The organism is Paenibacillus mellifer (assembly GCF_023195895.1).
In the GTDB taxonomy this organism is placed as follows: Bacteria; Bacillota; Bacilli; order Paenibacillales; family Paenibacillaceae; genus Fontibacillus; species Fontibacillus mellifer.
The window spans coordinates 1-16,169 of sequence record NZ_JALPRK010000040.1; the positions used below are offsets into that span (position 1 = coordinate 1).

Sequence of the window (16,169 nt, forward strand, 5' to 3'; positions counted from 1 at the left end):
CGCAATTTGTCTTAGAAGCACGTGAACGAGCGAATCTGATTTAAATCGATACCGAAGTATCCCCAGAAGAAACCAAACCACCTGAACCCTGCTATCGAATTCCGCCCGACGAATACCGGGAAGAACCAGAACTGCTCGCCATTGTTCAGCCAAACATAGGTGTTGCGGAACAGGCAACGTCTGATCCCGCCGGGGTCGATGGCAAAGGTGCCTTGCAATTGCGGTACGAATTGCGGTGGAGGAGACGTTGGCGCTTGAACGCCTCCTGGTGCACCTCCCGGCCCTCCCGGGAATCCTCCCGGCCCTCCGCCAGGAAACCCTCCAGGCCCCCCTCCTGGAAACCCGGGCCCTCCCGGTACGCCGGGTCCGCCTGGAAATCCCGGAAATCCTCCGCCGGGTCCAGGTGTTGGAAAAAATCCCATATATGATCGCTCCTTTTTCGATGAATAGGCATTATCATCATATGCATTCGCGGAGAGGGCGGTTGGGCGGATGTCTATATGCCACCTACGAATTGGGATTGAAATTATCGGATGAAGTTTAAAAGAGGTAAGTTCTTCCTAGGAGCGGGATTTTTCCGGTTGTGCGAAAAAGTACTTCATCATTGGCGGAGTAACAATCGTTGTTACCAGTACGACTATCACGATTACGGCAAACATGTCGTCTTGGAGTAGACCGGCATCCTGACCGATGGCAGCGATGATTAAGGCAACCTCGCCACGTGAAACCATAGCCGATCCGATCCCTAATGCGCTGCGCCAGCCGAATCCGGCCAATCGAGCTCCATAAGCCGAACCTACGAGCTTGGTGGCTACGGCCAGCACGCTTAAACCAAGGATCAACGGAATCTGGGAGGCCAGCCCAGTGAAATCGACCTTCACGCCAATTGTGGTAAAGAAAACGGGAACGAAGACGGCATAACCAATCGTTTCGATCTTTTCTGTGACTTCATGCTTGTAATCCGTCAGACTGAGAGCGACACCCGCGATATAAGCACCGATAATGGCTGCGACGCCGGCATATTCGGCCATGTAAGCATACAGGAAGCAGATGATCAATCCGGCGGAGATCACCGATTCGGATACCCGCAGCGGAGCGAATTTGCGCATGACCCACGGAACGACTTTCCAACTCAAAACGATGACGACTGCAAAGAATAAGAACTTCTTCAAGATCACCAACCCCAGGTTGACATCCCCGCCCGCAAAACTCATGACGAAGGCCAACAGGATGATGACGAGGACGTCATCAATGACGGCCGCCCCGAGAATGGTTGTGCCTTCTCTGGATTTCAACCGGCCCATTTCCTTTAATGCTTGTACAGAAATGCTAACACTTGTTGCCGAGAGTAGCAGCCCTAGAAAAATCGCTTCAAAAAGGGGCATGCCCAACAGTATGGCCGCCAAATAACCAAATCCGAAGGGGAGGGCAATCCCTGCGAGTCCTACGTAAGTCGAGGCTTTCCCAGTTCGTTTAAACTCGTCGACGTCCGTTTCAAGACCTGCCAGGAACATTAATAAAATCACGCCGATTTGGCTGATCTCTTCCAGTACATCGGTTTCGTTAATCCAGCCCAGAAGGGCAGGTCCCAGGACAATCCCGATCAACAATTTACCTAAAACCGCCGGTTGTTTAAGCCGTACACTTAAGTCGCCCGCTAGTTTGGAAGCAATCAAAATAATGGCCAGTTCTAAAATCAACATCTTATCATCCTCCATTTTCAATTAATTTGCGGAATTCACAACAAATAAATACAAAAAGAGCCTGCAAACCACGGGCGGAAAATACCGATAAACGGCATAGTCCTCCCTTGGTGACAGGCTCCTCCGGGCGAAACATATCAAATTTAAACTAACGAAAGCAATTATAACAAATATAACTGAAAGGCACCAGATTTTTTTGGATCTACTATTAAGGACAGTGTATTTCGATTACTCGCTGCGGCCAATAAGACGGTATACTCTTGATTTATATTCTTCCAGACCTTCGCAGCAACCGTACATCCGATTTGCGATTGTCTTCCCATTGCCGAAGAAGAAACGCTCGAACTGGTTCTGCCTGCCGCCGAATGCACCGCCGCCCAGCTCCCAGGCTAGCCTGAAGAGGACAATGCGATCCTTGGCGGGGCTGGATAATCCCTGTAAATAGACCTCGAGAGAAGATTGATTCTCCGTGTTGAAGTCCGCTTCAAAGGGATTCATAATCAGCTGGCTTGCACTTATCGAGCGGATCATGCGCAGCACTTCCTCATGCAAGTCAGGAAACTGGATCCCCGCTGCAGTTAGTGGAGCAAGCGCAGGTACATAGTGGCCAAATTCCGTTATTGTCCCGCCGATTTCGGCGGTGAGTCGCAACGCTTTCAGGTTTTCCAGCATCGCCATGACTTTGACGATTTGACCAACGAACGAGTTCTCGGTATCCGCATTTTGTTCCTCTGCTAACGCCTGCAGGAGCCCCAACAAGAATTTGATCTTGGCGATGTACCGGGTAATGATGTGATGGCCTGCGTAAGCGTGGAAATGCCCCTCTTGAAAGAGCTGATCGTATAGGCGCTCCTCCCCAACAAAGAATACCCGCTCATGAGGAATGAGGACCCGATCGAAGATGACCATCGTGTCCATTTCTTCATATCGACTCGAGAGCGGATGGTCATAACTCGAATCATGCGCATGGCTCTCGCGGCAAATAAAGGTGATTCCCTCCAGATCATTGGGTACGGCAAAAGCGAATGCGCTGGGGTTCACTTGCCCGTCCCCCATCATAAAGGTTGGCGTAGGAAGGACGAGAATTTCTTCACAGGTGGGTCCCTGGGTCGCCATGAGGAAAGCGCCGCTCACGACCAGTCCTTCCGGACGGGTCTCGATCACCTTGGCGGCAAGGGATTCTTCCGCATCCGCGGGTCCCGACCATTTGCTGGCCATGGGCTGCACAAAGGCGTGAGACAATGTAATATCGTGGTCCCGGCAATATTCGTAATAGTTACGCAGATTTTGGGCGTGCTCTGTCGATGCTTTCTCCAAAACAGGGGCAGCAGTATAAAAGGACATCAAAGCGGTGTTCATATAGTCGGGAGAACGGCCGAGAAAACCATGATGGTAGTTGGCCCAGATCTCGGACATCCTCCTTCTACGGATTAAGTCCTCGGCATTGACCGGGGGGAGAAACGAAAGCCCGACGCGTTCGCCGGTTGCCGGAGACGCATACGACATGTCTTCCTTCCGGCTTGCTTCACACTGCATCTCATACATCGCGGCCTGTGTCCGGATAAGCCCGCGAAAGGCGGGGTGCTCGGATAACGGTCCTTTTACACGTTCGCCGTTGTGCCATAACTGAAGTCGCTGTCGATCGATCCGTTCGATATATTGCTTTCCGTTTTTTATTGGCATGGATCCCCTAATCCCCCTTATGTTGCTCTTTTATATATAGTGCTTAGACGAATGGGGTGTGTATCGGCGAACTTCACGATTTTGCTTTCCGGAATGCCCATTTTTGAGGATAATCTAGATAAAACCCGTTATCCGAAAAAAAAGGGGGGGTCCTGGAACAACTATCTGCTCCCTTTGTTCACGATCAACAACTCGAAGTGGTTTACGTTACCGTTGTTTGTCTCAACGCTGGGGATCGGCCACCGGACGGATTACGGGGCGCGGATGGCGGCGCTCTGCATGGCGACGATCCCGGTGCTGCTGATCTTCCTCACAAGATGTGGCGTGGCAACCAAGGTTGAATCAACGGATCGTCGAAGAGGCTTAAGCATGAAGCCGGATAAACCAAATAAAACGTGGAGTATCTTGGGATAAGACACTCCACGTTTATTTTATCTATTGAGGGATCGCTAACCAGCTAGCTGGAACTGTGCCTTCTGGATTTATAATACCCTTGGCCCATATGGCCATGACGGCGCTTGTAATCGGAGGAAGAGCCCATGGGCCGCGCATAACCATGGCTGCTGCTGTATCGTTTGCCGTTGTAGGATCCTTGTCCATATCGTCTGGCAGAGCTGCTGTAATGCCTTCGATGACTATGCGATGCAGAGTGAAGGATCTTATTGATCAGTTTCCGTAACATGTCATAAACCCACCTTTCTGATTTGAAATGCTTCCATTTCTATTGTATTCGGAGTTGGACATAAAAGAAACCCGGCGTTCAACGATGCAGACTCCGCAAAGCTTTCAGATCTGCGATCGCTTCCGATACATGGGCATAAGGCTCCCGAAGTTGAAGGAGTCTTTCGATCCGGGTCTTCAGCTCAACAGTCAGGTTTAATTCGTCTTTCCAGCTTGACTTTGGATGTTCATTGCTCGCATTCGTTGGGCGAGAGGACTGCCGTTTCGCATCAAAGGTGGAATAGAGCAGAAACAACAAGAAATGGCCAACATCTTCCAAATCCGTTTGCGGTTCCGCGGGAATGAATGCGCGGGAGGCGGCCTGCTCCAGGTGACGCCAGCGCCTCTGAGGAGGCAGGGCAAGCGGCGACGCCCCAATTCCCCGTGCCAAGCCAAAATCAATGAGATATAGCTCTTCCTCCTGAAATATGACGTTGGGGATGCGTAAATCCAGATGAACGAAACCCTGTCGGTGAATATAGTCAACCCGTTCCAGCAACTGAAGGGTGATTCTGACGGATTCCGCTTCGTCGTATCTTCGCCCTTGTCCGAAAATCAAATCCTCCAACGTGTCTCCCTTTATATAAGACATGACCAGGTAGCTGTTGCGACCTTCCTCAAATTGATCTCTATAGCCAGGGATGCGCGGATGGTGCAGCGTTTTTAAGATGCGAGCTTCTTGGGACAGCAACTGTTTGGCGTACTCTCCCTTGCTGGGCCGGGCTTGCTTGACCGCCACGATACTGCCATCGGCTTCGTTCGTACATTTGTAGGTCAACCCGTAGCTGCCCTCACCGATCAATTCCCGTACCGTGTATCGATTTGCCAGTTGCATGCCAGAATCAGCCCGATAATCCCGCCATGCTTCTGCAAAGGAACTGAAGAATGATATCAATCGCATCTCCCTTCGACGACTCCTCTCATGATCCCAGACTTAGGTCTAGGAGAAACACCGACCCTTGCCGTTTTCGTTTCTGGTTGTTTTATACTATGATTATAATGAATTCTTGAGCCGAGGTATAATGATATGACGATGATCCATATAAGTACAGAGGCGGCAGCGGACCGCGGGTATCGACAGGCCCTGAATAAGGCGGAGGGATATTTGGCGTCGCTTGAAGCAAACATTCGCAATAAGGGTTATACGGTTTCATTGCTTAATGATTTCGGCGAATGGAAGAAAAGGCATCTTCCACGACCCCTGCAGGTAACGCGTTGGTTTCGTCGTTTCGCTTCACCCGATCCCGCCGATTCTACCCGATATCTTACCTGGTTAACCCGTACCGGGAAGCTGAACGACTATTTGGAGCGAAGCGTCTCCTACATGTTCTTGCGCGACTTAGGCCATGATCTGTCATCTCCGCGCACCTTGGCGAGAATCGAACGGTTTACGGCTGAACTGAAACGCCGCTTGGAACGTCGAGATGATGATCCCTCAGAACCCGCTTCCGATTTTCTCAGTATGGTTACGTTGTATCGGTGGGCCCAGCGTGAAGCGATTGAACCGGAGATGATATGGGTCATCGATAAGCTGAAGCGGGTTTCCTCCCATTTGCCCGAAGCAATGAATGCCGAGGAAGCCGAACGCAAGCTGATCAAAATCATATTTGGTGTCGTCCTACACGTGATTGACGAGATGGAGGAGGGAATATCCTCCGTTGAACGTTCCCGCAGATTAGGGGAAGCGTTGAAGCTGGGTTATTATTATGGGCTGACGTATCCATTCATCGATGATCTTCTCGACTCTGAAGTGCTGAATAACGGGGAGAAGGAGCAATACTCCCGAATGATCCGCACGACGATTCGTACAGGGATCGTACTGGAGCTGGGGGAGTGGACCGGAAATCATTCCGAAATGATCCGGTTTATCCATGCCGAGCTGCGAGAGGCTTATGAATATATTCGCCAGGTGCAGAACCGGGAAACCCAAGCGATCTTCTTTGAGCAGTCTTTTGTCTTTTTTGAGTCTCAGGATGAGGACCGGACCAAGAATCTGGCGCATGCGCATTATACCAACAAGGAATTGTATTTACCGATCATATTAAAGTCGGCATCCTCGCGATTAATCGTTCGCTCCGTGATCGGGGCTTCGAGGGACGAGGGTTTTGAGCAGCGCGTCTTTTATTATGGTCTGTATAATCAGCTTGCCGACGACCTTGCTGACATGTTCGCGGATATGAAAGCCGGGGCAGTGACGCCGTTCACTTATTACTACAAGTACCGGGACAAACGTTCCGATTTGATCAACCCTTTCGAGCTCTATTGGGCGGTGATCTCCCACTTGATTCATGAAGTATACCGTTCGGAACCGAAGACGCGGGAAATTATTCTTGATCGTGCGATCAACGGACTCAAGCGGTATCGACAGCGCGTGGGTCAAGAAGAGTTTGACCGCATCATGGAGGTTTTGGCGTTTGGGCAGCCGGAGTTGGAACGATTAATCCAGCGGTTGGTGCGTCAAGCGGAGGACGTGGCGTTTTATGATAAAATGCTGCGGGATCAATTGCTAAGTACGATGCGAAACAACCGGCGCGAGCAGGAGGAATTCCTCGACATCGTCAAAAAAGCACGTACCGAAATCAACAAGCAGTTGCCGATTCAACCGCCGACTGAAGAGGGAGGGAAGGAGACCGGACTGCTGTTCGAAACGGCGAACTACAGTCTTGAGGGCAGCGGGAAGCGGCTCCGGCCGGTTCTCACCTGGGTGATGGGTGTACAGGAATACGGGTTGGATGCCGCAGCCATGGCTCCACTATTCCGCGCGTTGGAGTACATGCATACGGCTTCCTTGATCTTTGACGATCTGCCGTCCCAGGACAACTCCGCTACTCGCCGGGGCCGACCGACACTGCATGAGCTGCATGGCAGCGGCATCGCCGAGCTTACCGGTATCTTCCTTATCCAGAAGGCAATCGAAGAGCAGGCCTCCTTGAAGGAGTTCGATAGCGAATCTGTGCTTGCGTTGCTGCAATACTTATCCCGGAAGGCCGCGGAAATTTGCATGGGGCAGGCCATGGATTTGAACGCCAAGGGCAAAGTGCTGAACGTTGAGGAGCTTGATCGAATCTGTTTCTACAAAACGGGGATTGCATTTGAAGCCTGTCTGGTGGCTCCGGCCATTTTAGCTCGGATTTCGGAGAAGGAAATGGAGATGCTGAGGAAAATCGCCTATCACATGGGCATCGCCTTCCAAATCAAAGACGATCTGCTGGATGGGGAAGGGGATCCGCGTTTACTGGGCAAACCTGCCGGAAAGGATGTCGAAAACGATAGCTCGACCTATGTGACGGTACTGGGGCCGGCCGCAGCGAGCAAGGCGATGTGGGAGCATTATTGCCTGGCGATGGAAGCGTTAATGGAACTCCCGCGCCCTCCCGTTTTTCTGAGACATTTGCTCAATTACATCATCAACAGAGAAAACTAAACCGGACACGATCCTGATTGACTTGCTGTGATGCTGCTTGATCGGCCAAAGGGACTATGTTCGAATTTTATTATCTAAATTGAGGGAGCTGAAACGGATGGATATTTCTTGCTAAGAAGATGGAACCAAATCGCGAATATGATTCGCATGGTTTATTTCTTATGCAAGAAAGTTACTTCATCCCTTCACTCCAATCGTATATTCTAAATCCATACCCGCCATTTGGGTTGGATTTGTTTTTATATTTTTGGGCTGCAGGAAAGGTATCTTTCTTGCAGCCCATTCTTTTTTTTGTAGGAGGGATGTTGTTCATGTCATTAATTAATGTGAACCATCTGACGTTTGCCTATGAAGGCAGTTACGATCATATTTTTGAAGATGTGAGCTTTCAAATCGATACCGACTGGAAGCTTGGCTTCACTGGAAGAAACGGGCGAGGGAAAACGACCTTTCTGAATCTGCTGTTGGGCAAATACGAATACAGCGGTCAAATCTCCGCGGATGTAAGCTTCGATTACTTTCCTTTTGAGGTGAAGCATAGGGATCATAATACGTTGGAAGTCGTTGAGGAAATCTATCCGGACTATGTGTTTTGGGAGTTCATACGGGAGCTTTCCTTGCTGCAGGTGTCCGACGATGTGTTATACCGGCCTTATGCGTCTCTCTCGAACGGGGAACAGACGAAGGTCATGCTGGCAGCCTTATTCCTGAAGGAAAACAGCTTCCTTCTGATCGATGAGCCCACCAACCATTTGGACATGGAGGCACGGGAGCTCGTGGGTGATTATTTAAACCGCAAAAGCGGGTTTATTCTTGTGTCTCATGACCGAGCATTTCTGGATCGCTCAGTAGATCACGTCCTGTCCATCAACAAGACGAACATCGAGATCCAGAAGGGCAGTTTCTCCGATTGGTGGGAAAATAAACAGCGCCAGGACAACTATGAGATGGCCGAAAACGAAAGGCTGCGGAAGAATGTCAAACGCTTATCGGAAGCAGCAAAGCGGACAAGTAACTGGTCCCATGATTCAAGAACGAAACCGGCGAGGTGAGTGTGGAAACACTGATTGGGGCCGACCCGGACGTTCTGATCGTCCCGGACTGGAAAACCTATGACGGCTCGGATGCCAACACACTCAAAGAAGCGCTATATGCCAATCCCAAATTATCCAGCATGAAAGCGATCAAGAACAAGCAAATCTATGCGGTCGACTATAACTATATGTTTGGTTATGGTTACAACACGATCGACGGGATGGAGCAGTTGGCGAAAGAGATGTATCCGGATTTGTTTAAATAAACGGAGGGATATATAAAACAAGGCAATCCGCATTTACGGCTTGCCTTGTTTTAGTTCGCGAGCTATTTTAATTTTCTTACGCCTCAACGTTATTTGCCGTTTTGGCTGCTTGTTTAACGTGGATCGTTTTTAAAACGAACCGGGCGATCGGTTGGGCCAGCAAGGTTTCAATCCAGAAAGCGATGAAGAAGTTCTTTGGCCAATGATAGAAGAATTCACGAATCGGGTCCAGGCTGATTTGCCGCTGGCCAACCCAAGCGCCAATCACGGTAAGGCAGATCGACAAAATCGTAACGCTAAAGAAGATATTAAACAAGGTTTTGGCATTAAAGCTATCTGTTGGTTTCGTAAATTTTGCCACGAGTTTTCCGACAAGCGGTCTAGCAACAAAGTTAACTAAAAACAGCACGATCACCCACATGAACGGGATCACTCGCAGCGTGTTCAGGTAATTCTCCTTGCTGAAGCCAAATTCATACCCCATAATCAGCGGGGCGATGGTGTTAACCGAGATGATGGACACGATTAACATAAAAATCAAACCTTCTTTGGCATTTCGTGGTAATCTCATTTCGTTGGTCATGGTTTCATCTCCCAAATTTAGTGTTTCAGATGGCAGACGAGCCGATTAGCACAAAAAAACGCACAACCATTTCAGATGGCCCTGCGTTTTTGCTGCACACTGATGTTATTAGATTAACATTTATTTATCTTGAAAATCAATCCATTTCCGAAGGACGCAATCAGAGAGAGTGGAGCATATACATATACATAAGTAACCCAGAAAGGGGTGGCCCCATGAGATTTACGGTGCAATATATCCCTCTGAACAAGCTTAAAACCGGTATTTCCATTCCACTTACGCAGCGAATCAAGAATCTTCGGAAAGCCGCGCAGGATTGTATGCATCTGATGATTGTTCGCAAAAGCCGGAAGGACGGAGGTTACGTGATCGTCAGCGGCAGTCACCATTACGAATTTTTAAGAAAACATACCAAAAATGTGGTGGCTCCTTGTCTTGTCGATGAAAGCAGAGCTTCGTCCCGTTTCAATTCCCTGGTCCATCGTTTGCGCAAGCCTAACCTTCCTTATGAAGCGCCACGTCTTCAGCGGGAGCGGACTTCGGCGAACAGCTGGTCGATCATTCGCAAATTTATGCGGCAAGAACCAAGGTTCAAACAGTTATCCCGGACGCAGCAACTCAAAGTCCTGCGACTAGCGCTGCAATACCGCAAGACCACGATCCTATCGATGAAAACGAAGGTAGATGGGTACCTGAAATCTTCCCCAAAGACGGGTTAACCCTCGAAATTCAAGAACGCGCGGGTTTCAGCGCGTTTTTATTTTGTCTCACTGAAATTCCCATACCTCTGTTCGGCCAACACCGGATCATTATAAACGGCGATTTTTGAATCGATGAGATCCAGATTCTTTTGCAGGGCTTCCATTTGCTTGAGGATTTGCAAACGATGCTCCGCCAGCATGGATTTCCGTTCCTCCAGTGTTTCCATCCCTTTCGAACACCAATCCGCGTATTGCTTGATTTCTTTGATCGGCATCCCCGTGTCCTTCAGACAGCAGATCATGGTTAACCAGTCGAGATCCTTCTCCGTAAATACCCGGTTACCGGAGGGATCCCGCCCGATAAAAGGTAGGAGACCTTCTTTATCGTAGTATCGAAGCGTATGCGCCGTTAATCCAAACATCCTCGCAATTTTATTAATGGAATATTTCATATTCTCCCCCTTGACTTAGAGTTAACTCGAAGCAATATACTCACTATAGTCCACAGCAATCCCCTGATCAAGTGTGGATGGAAATGACCAAAGGAGAAGTGATGAAAGAATGGATTCCATAAAGAAAATTGCACTGGTTACCGGCGGCAGCCGCGGTCTTGGAAGAAATGGCGCGTTAGCGTTCGCTCGCAAAGGAATTGACGTAATTATTACGTATCATACTCGTAAGGAGGAGGCGGAGAAGGTTGTCCAGGATATCGAAGCTCTTGGGCAAAAGGGAGCGATGCTCCAGCTGGATACCGGGAATGTATCCACGTTTGATGCCTTCGTTGCGCAACTGACGGACGTGTTGAGCGAGGGATGGAACCGTGATACCTTTGATTTCCTTGTGAATAATGCAGGATTCGGAATTCATACTCCCATTACAGAAACGACGGAGGAGCAATTCGACGCTCTCATGAATGTACAGTTTAAAGGGGTCTTTTTCCTCTCGCAGAAGCTGTACCCACTGATTGCCGACCATGGCCGTGTGGTGAATCTCTCAACAGGTCTTACTCGTTTCGTGATTGAAGGGTTTGGAGCGTATTCGGCGATGAAGAGCGCCATTGAGGTGTTGACAAAATATATGGCGAAGGAATGGGGCAAACGCGGGATTCGCGTTAACGTGGTCGCCCCCGGGGCCATTGCGACGGATTTCGGCGGGGGTTCTGTCCGGGATAATAAGCAGATGAGAGGCTTTATCGCTAATAATATTGCCCTTGGCAGAGTAGGCGAGGCCGACGATATTGGAGGGGTTATTGCATCCCTATGTACGGAGGAGTTCGGCTGGGTTAACGGGACGCGTATCGAGGTCTCGGGCGGACAGATGCTCTAAACAGTAGGGCCGGTTTGCGCTGCAAAAAGAGGATTAGTATAATGTTCATAATCTATCATCGTGGGTCGACTTATACTATTCTCTTGAAAGGGCAGGTGCATGCCAATGAAGTTTAGCGAATACCCCTATGAACGCCCAGATGTCCAAGTTTTCCAACAGAGATTCATGGAGCTTCTTGACGCGTTTAAGGCGGTGGATACTTATGAAGAGCAGGACCGGATCATGAGGGAAATCAATCAACTGCGAAGTGGCTTCGATACCATGCAGGAGACCGCGAGCACCCGGCACACCATCGATACCAATGACGAATTCTATCAAGCAGAGCAGGACTTTTACGATGAGAACGGCCCGATCGTTCAGGAGTCGATTACGAATTACTACCGGGCGTTAGTTGGGTCGAAATTTCGAGCTGAATTGGAGGAGAAGTGGGGGAGGCAGTTGTTCCGTCTTGCAGAACTTTCGTTGAAGACATTCAGCCCTGAAGTGATCGAAGATCTGCAGCGGGAGAACAAATTGACGACCGAATACGCCAAGCTGATCGCTTCTGCGAAGATTTGGTTTGAAGGCGAAGAGCGTAACTTGACTCAACTGATCCCGTTCCAGCAATCGACGGATCGGGAGGTTCGCAAGCATGCGGCCGAAGCGGCATATGGTTTCTTAGCCGAGCATGAGGGTGACCTCGATCGAATCTACGATGAGCTGGTCCAAGTGCGTACGAAGATCGCCAAGAAGCTTGGTTTCAGTAACTTCGTAGAGCTGGGTTATGCCCGGTTGTCGCGTACGGATTACGATGCTGAGAAGGTAGCCAACTTTCGGAGCCAGGTGCTGAAGCATATTGTGCCGGTTGCCACGAAGCTAAAGGATCGGCAGAAGAACCGGATCGGCGTGGATCAACTGCGATATTACGACGAGAGCTTTGCCTTCAAGTCAGGAAATGCGGCGCCTAAGGGCGATCCGGAATGGATCGTGAAGAACGGGGAGAAGATGTACGCAGAACTGTCTTCCGAGACGAATCAATTTTTTACTTTCATGACGGAAAATGAACTGATGGATCTTGTCGCCAAACCAGGCAAACGGGCTGGAGGGTACTGCACCTTTATCAGTGATTACAAGGCGCCGTTTATCTTCTCGAACTTTAACGGCACATCTGGCGATATCGATGTGTTGACACATGAAGCCGGGCATGCTTTTCAGATGTATGAGAGTCGGAGGTTCGAAGTACCGGAATACCAATTTCCGACGCTGGAAGCCTGCGAGATCCATTCCATGAGTATGGAATTCTTCACCTGGCCCTGGATGGATTTATTCTTTGAAGAACAGGCGGATAAATACCGTTTTGACCACTTGGCCAGCGCAATGATATTTATTCCTTACGGTGTGGCGGTTGATGAATTCCAGCATTACGTTTATGCGCATCCAGAGGCGACACCGGCGGAGCGGAAGCAGACTTGGCGGGATATTGAACGCAAATATGTGCCCTACCGGAACTATGCGGATAACGATTATTTGGAACGGGGCGGGTTCTGGCAAAGGCAAGGTCATATTTACAACTCCCCATTCTACTATATCGATTATACTTTGGCGCAAATCTGTGCGTTTCAGTTCTGGAAGAAGATGCATGAGGACCGCGATGCGGCTTGGGCCGATTATTTGCACTTATGTCAGCAGGGGGGAAGTCGATCGTTCACGGAGTTGGTCAAAACGGCCGGCTTGATCTCCCCGTTCGAAGACGGCTGCGTCACTTCGGTGATCGGAAGCATAGAAGCCTGGCTTGAGGGCGTAGACGACACTGTGCTATAAAAAGAATAAAGGACGTTTGCAAAGGACTACATTTGCAAACGTCTTTTTTCGTGGAGTGTCTTCTTGGAGGTCCCGCGGAACATAAAGTAGTACAAAAGCGAAGCGGCAGTATATAAGCAACCGGTCATGCTAAAGGTGATGGCGTAACCCCAATAGGTTCCGTAGGCGGTGACCAAATGGGATTGAACCGGGCCCATTGTAGCCCAGCCTAACATGAACGCCGTTTGGGTCAGTGAATTGGCGATCCCTCGCCGCTTGTCGGCAACGCGATCGATCATGATGGCGGACTGGATCGGATTGGCGGCATTCATCAGCGCCTGCCGGAACAGGAAGCTCACAGCGGCGATGAGGAATCCATTCGTAAAGCCGGTCAGCAGTAGAAATGGCAGGGACAACATTTGAAAAATGACGACCGCTCTCACTTGTCCCACCCGGCTTGCCAAAGAGGGGCCGATCAGCATGGAGACGATCGTCATGACCTGGCCCAGCGAGATGAGTAGACTCATCAGAGAGAGCGAGATGGAGAAGCGATTGGTGAAATACAGGTTAAGATAAGGCACAACAAGACCAGATCCCAAGCCGATCAATAGCTGTGCGGCAACGAATTTGGCAATCATCCGATATTCGGCGGCGGGCGAAGTTTCCGGCTTCCTTGACAGTTGCTTCTCCGCTTCAGTGTTCATTTGCGATAGTGAAGTCCTGTTGTTCTCGCGAACGAACAGCATCGGAATGAAGGCGGCCAAGGTTGCGGCACCGCCGATGACCAATACGGTTCTTAGGCTAAGCAAGTTTGCGAAGCCAAGAGACTTAAGGACGTCAGCAAACACGCCGCCGCCTAAGCTGCCTATCACTTGAGAAGCCAGGCCCAGGGAGGAGAAAAAACTAAACATTTTCAACCGGTTCGCGGGGGTGACATTTTCGGCTAGGAACGGAATCGAGAGGACTTGAAAGAAAGAAGCAAATAGTCCGGTAAACACGGCAAATCCAAGCAACGCCGATTCTCCGGAGGAGAAGGAGCGGAGAATGAAAGCTATACCGCTAAACAAGGCACCAAGTATGAGGATTTTCTTACGGCTGGTCCGGTCGCCCCAGATGCCAATCGGCACGAACATCAGAGCCGTAGCAAAGGACTGAATGCTGACCACGCGTCCGTTCATAGCGTCATCATAACCCAGTCCTTGAATGTATAAATTATAGAGCACCCCAAACATGCCGGTGCCGATTTGATAGAGGATGTTCGCCAGGAAAAATAGTTTAATGTTTCTGGACCATCCCTGCATTTCTTGTGTTAGAGCTCGTAAATAACCCACTTGGTTCATCCTCCGGTTGCTTGTTGTCAGCTAAAAGTTAATTCTAGCACTTTACTACAAGCGAAGGAAGAGGAGAGGTCGCTATAGATATGAGAATCAGAGACCTATTGGGTCTCTGATTCGGAGGCTTTGGCTGGGCGTTTTGCCTGCTGTTTGATTCGCTGATCGATTCCAGCTTCGCCTTGAATTTCGGCAGCTGCTTCCATCTGATGGTTTAATTGCTTCTCAATTTGGCCAATGCCATGGGCTCCCTGATGATTTCTGCTAGATGCCATCGTTGATGCAGTCCCTCCTTAACTTGTGTGTGGAGTGTCGGGTTCAGACCTTACGATACGTCAGAATGGACATAAATATGCACTGAAAAATTTTTGTGGGGTGACCTATAATAAGGGAGTGTTCGAGGGGCAAATCAATGACAGACAGGAGTGCAAGGAGATGCATGGGAAAGGAAGTTAAGTAGTCACTTAAATTGGAGGGGATATCGAGTCGTCATTCGACACGATATCCTTTTTTTGACTAGGAGTCGGTTATGTCGTAACGGGCACGTTCGGTCTCAACCGTTATCGTTGCACCATTAACCCGGGCCTGCTTCATTTCATCCATTGGAATGAGGAACGTATCCTGAGGAAGGGGGAGCTCCGTTCCATTGGACTGAATAACACAGCCTTCTCCTCGCAAAAACAAAACAGGTCCGCCAGTAGTATAATCATCTAATACATGACTATGATCCTCGTGGATGCCTCTCTGCTCCAGCTTCAATCTGACCTCGTCGGCATCCCTTGCTCCTCTTTACGGATATGCAATTGACCGCCGATGTGGGCATCGAGCCAGTCCATCACGGGATGCAGTTGTTCATTCATTAGCCCCGGCTTCCTTTCGCTTGCTATGTGTGTTTGGCGATCCAGTGCTGCAGGAACCTTGAAATCCTTCATTCATTTTCAGCTCGTTAAGGTGTTCGCGCATCTGTTCATCCCCAGGTAGATCAGCCGTGAGCTTGACCGCAGGCGGGTGAAATTCCACGTGACCTCGTTGGCCCGTGCTGCTCATCTTCAGCACTCCTTTCCGGATGTAGATAGATTATGGACATGAAACTGAATGATCGTTAGTATGACCGTTGGTTTGCTGGCTTATCCTTTCTCAAACCCTGGAGATGGAAGGATTTACTTCTTGTTACAAGGCTTGCGAGAGTGATATATTCGTACTCTGGCCGGTTACGCGGTTGGCGGTAAGCGCATTGGCAGGATTTACTTCTTGCAACGGAGCTTGCTGAAATGATATATTAGTCTTCCGGCGCTTGAATGGCCGGCAGCAAACGATAGTTGATCTTTGAAAACTGAACAACGAGTGAGTAATAAATGAGATTTTAAAGGATGAATTTCAAACCGGTTCACTCCGGACTTGAAATTCGATCCAATCTCGTCAGTTTGTTTTAAATGAGCAAGTCAAACACTTTTGATGGAAGACCTCGACGCCTTCGGGTTCGAGATTTCTTCCATCTTTATTGGAGAGTTTGATCCTGGCTCAGGACGAACGCTGGCGGCGTGCCTAATACATGCAAGTCGAGCGGGCTAATAGGTTCTTCGGAACCTGTTGGTTAGCGGCGGACGGGTGAGTAACAC

At 49.5% G+C, this 16,169-nt stretch carries 15 protein-coding genes, 1 rRNA gene and 2 pseudogenes; 8 read left to right on the forward strand and 10 right to left on the reverse strand.

Annotated features, from left to right (window positions below; genetic code table 11):
* Positions 1–11 precede the first annotated feature (11 nt).
* The 3 genes from M0651_RS23535 to M0651_RS23545 all read right to left on the reverse strand — a co-directional run bounded on the left by M0651_RS23535 (position 12) and on the right by M0651_RS23545 (position 3,386).
* Positions 12–422: a collagen-like protein gene (locus M0651_RS23535; protein ID WP_248554101.1), complete on the reverse strand. Its 411-nt coding sequence runs from the start codon at positions 420–422 to the stop codon at positions 12–14.
* 138 nt (positions 423–560) lie between these two features.
* A complete protein-coding gene (locus M0651_RS23540) occupies positions 561–1,703 on the reverse strand; it encodes a cation:proton antiporter (RefSeq protein WP_248554102.1) in 1,143 nt (380 codons plus the stop codon).
* Positions 1,704–1,931: 228 nt separating this feature from the next.
* On the reverse strand, positions 1,932–3,386 hold the full coding sequence (locus tag M0651_RS23545) for a 4-hydroxyphenylacetate 3-hydroxylase family protein (RefSeq protein WP_248554103.1): 1,455 nt from the start codon (positions 3,384–3,386) through the stop codon (positions 1,932–1,934).
* A 51-nt stretch (positions 3,387–3,437) separates the two neighbouring features.
* On the opposite strand from M0651_RS23545, the gene M0651_RS23550 reads away from it, so the two are divergent.
* Positions 3,438–3,800 (forward strand): hypothetical protein, encoded by a 363-nt coding sequence (locus M0651_RS23550; protein ID WP_248554104.1) that lies wholly within the window; start codon positions 3,438–3,440, stop codon positions 3,798–3,800.
* Positions 3,801–4,146: 346 nt separating this feature from the next.
* On the opposite strand, the gene M0651_RS23555 is transcribed toward M0651_RS23550, so the two are convergent.
* Positions 4,147–5,007 carry a serine/threonine protein kinase gene (locus M0651_RS23555; protein WP_248554105.1) on the reverse strand — a complete coding sequence of 287 codons (861 nt, stop codon included), beginning with the start codon at positions 5,005–5,007 and terminating at the stop codon, positions 4,147–4,149.
* Positions 5,008–5,139: 132 nt separating this feature from the next.
* On the opposite strand from M0651_RS23555, the gene M0651_RS23560 reads away from it, so the two are divergent.
* The 3 genes and pseudogenes from M0651_RS23560 to M0651_RS23570 form a co-directional block, all read left to right on the forward strand.
* Positions 5,140–7,530, forward strand: coding sequence for a polyprenyl synthetase family protein (locus tag M0651_RS23560; protein ID WP_248554116.1), 2,391 nt, complete (start codon positions 5,140–5,142; stop codon positions 7,528–7,530).
* 311 nt (positions 7,531–7,841) lie between these two features.
* Positions 7,842–8,558, forward strand: a pseudogene (locus M0651_RS23565) (ATP-binding cassette domain-containing protein); the annotation flags it as partial.
* Positions 8,558–8,830 (forward strand): annotated as a pseudogene (locus M0651_RS23570) (ABC transporter substrate-binding protein); the annotation flags it as partial. The pseudogenes M0651_RS23565 and M0651_RS23570, both read left to right, overlap by 1 nt.
* 76 nt (positions 8,831–8,906) lie before the next feature.
* Here M0651_RS23570 and M0651_RS23575 read toward each other — a convergent pair.
* Positions 8,907–9,413 carry a DUF2798 domain-containing protein gene (locus M0651_RS23575; RefSeq protein ID WP_248554107.1) on the reverse strand — a complete coding sequence of 169 codons (507 nt, stop codon included), beginning with the start codon at positions 9,411–9,413 and terminating at the stop codon, positions 8,907–8,909.
* 215 nt (positions 9,414–9,628) lie between these two features.
* Between M0651_RS23575 and M0651_RS23580 the strand changes: the two genes are divergently transcribed.
* Positions 9,629–10,132 (forward strand): hypothetical protein, encoded by a 504-nt coding sequence (locus tag M0651_RS23580; RefSeq protein WP_248554108.1) that lies wholly within the window; start codon positions 9,629–9,631, stop codon positions 10,130–10,132.
* A gap of 38 nt (positions 10,133–10,170) precedes the next feature.
* Here M0651_RS23580 and M0651_RS23585 read toward each other — a convergent pair whose 3' ends face one another.
* A complete protein-coding gene (locus M0651_RS23585) occupies positions 10,171–10,566 on the reverse strand; it encodes a MerR family transcriptional regulator (protein ID WP_248554109.1) in 396 nt (131 codons plus the stop codon).
* Positions 10,567–10,675: 109 nt separating this feature from the next.
* Between M0651_RS23585 and M0651_RS23590 the strand changes: the two genes are divergently transcribed.
* Positions 10,676–11,440, forward strand: coding sequence for an SDR family NAD(P)-dependent oxidoreductase (locus tag M0651_RS23590; protein WP_248554110.1), 765 nt, complete (start codon positions 10,676–10,678; stop codon positions 11,438–11,440).
* A 105-nt stretch (positions 11,441–11,545) separates the two neighbouring features.
* Positions 11,546–13,240, forward strand: a complete 1,695-nt coding sequence (locus M0651_RS23595) for a M3 family oligoendopeptidase (RefSeq protein WP_248554111.1) — start codon at positions 11,546–11,548, stop codon at positions 13,238–13,240.
* Positions 13,241–13,266: 26 nt separating this feature from the next.
* On the opposite strand, the gene M0651_RS23600 is transcribed toward M0651_RS23595, so the two are convergent.
* The 4 genes from M0651_RS23600 to M0651_RS23615 form a co-directional block, all read right to left on the reverse strand.
* Positions 13,267–14,550: an MFS transporter gene (locus M0651_RS23600; protein ID WP_248554112.1), complete on the reverse strand. Its 1,284-nt coding sequence runs from the start codon at positions 14,548–14,550 to the stop codon at positions 13,267–13,269.
* Positions 14,551–14,654: 104 nt separating this feature from the next.
* Complete coding sequence (locus M0651_RS23605; RefSeq protein ID WP_248554113.1) at positions 14,655–14,825, reverse strand: hypothetical protein; 171 nt, start codon at positions 14,823–14,825, stop codon at positions 14,655–14,657.
* 241 nt (positions 14,826–15,066) lie between these two features.
* A complete protein-coding gene (ymzB, locus tag M0651_RS23610) occupies positions 15,067–15,309 on the reverse strand; it encodes a protein YmzB (RefSeq protein ID WP_248554114.1) in 243 nt (80 codons plus the stop codon).
* Between the two features lie 93 nt (positions 15,310–15,402).
* A complete protein-coding gene (locus M0651_RS23615) occupies positions 15,403–15,597 on the reverse strand; it encodes a hypothetical protein (protein WP_248554115.1) in 195 nt (64 codons plus the stop codon).
* A gap of 451 nt (positions 15,598–16,048) precedes the next feature.
* Between M0651_RS23615 and M0651_RS23620 the strand changes: the two genes are divergently transcribed.
* Positions 16,049–16,169 (forward strand): 16S ribosomal RNA (locus tag M0651_RS23620); the annotation flags it as partial.

What these genes read in the sequence shown, in the direction of transcription:
- M0651_RS23535 (WP_248554101.1), bottom strand. Translation starts at nt 422, where the DNA reads ATGGGATTTTTTCCAACACCTGGACCCGGCGGAGGATTTCCGGGATTT.
- M0651_RS23540 (WP_248554102.1), bottom strand. Translation starts at nt 1,703, where the DNA reads ATGTTGATTTTAGAACTGGCCATTATTTTGATTGCTTCCAAACTAGCG.
- M0651_RS23545 (WP_248554103.1), bottom strand. Translation starts at nt 3,386, where the DNA reads ATGCCAATAAAAAACGGAAAGCAATATATCGAACGGATCGATCGACAG.
- M0651_RS23550 (WP_248554104.1), top strand. Translation starts at nt 3,438, where the DNA reads ATGGGGTGTGTATCGGCGAACTTCACGATTTTGCTTTCCGGAATGCCC.
- M0651_RS23555 (WP_248554105.1), bottom strand. Translation starts at nt 5,007, where the DNA reads ATGCGATTGATATCATTCTTCAGTTCCTTTGCAGAAGCATGGCGGGAT.
- M0651_RS23560 (WP_248554116.1), top strand. Translation starts at nt 5,140, where the DNA reads ATGATCCATATAAGTACAGAGGCGGCAGCGGACCGCGGGTATCGACAG.
- M0651_RS23575 (WP_248554107.1), bottom strand. Translation starts at nt 9,413, where the DNA reads ATGACCAACGAAATGAGATTACCACGAAATGCCAAAGAAGGTTTGATT.
- M0651_RS23580 (WP_248554108.1), top strand. Translation starts at nt 9,629, where the DNA reads ATGAGATTTACGGTGCAATATATCCCTCTGAACAAGCTTAAAACCGGT.
- M0651_RS23585 (WP_248554109.1), bottom strand. Translation starts at nt 10,566, where the DNA reads ATGAAATATTCCATTAATAAAATTGCGAGGATGTTTGGATTAACGGCG.
- M0651_RS23590 (WP_248554110.1), top strand. Translation starts at nt 10,676, where the DNA reads ATGGATTCCATAAAGAAAATTGCACTGGTTACCGGCGGCAGCCGCGGT.
- M0651_RS23595 (WP_248554111.1), top strand. Translation starts at nt 11,546, where the DNA reads ATGAAGTTTAGCGAATACCCCTATGAACGCCCAGATGTCCAAGTTTTC.
- M0651_RS23605 (WP_248554113.1), bottom strand. Translation starts at nt 14,825, where the DNA reads ATGGCATCTAGCAGAAATCATCAGGGAGCCCATGGCATTGGCCAAATT.
- M0651_RS23615 (WP_248554115.1), bottom strand. Translation starts at nt 15,597, where the DNA reads ATGAGCAGCACGGGCCAACGAGGTCACGTGGAATTTCACCCGCCTGCG.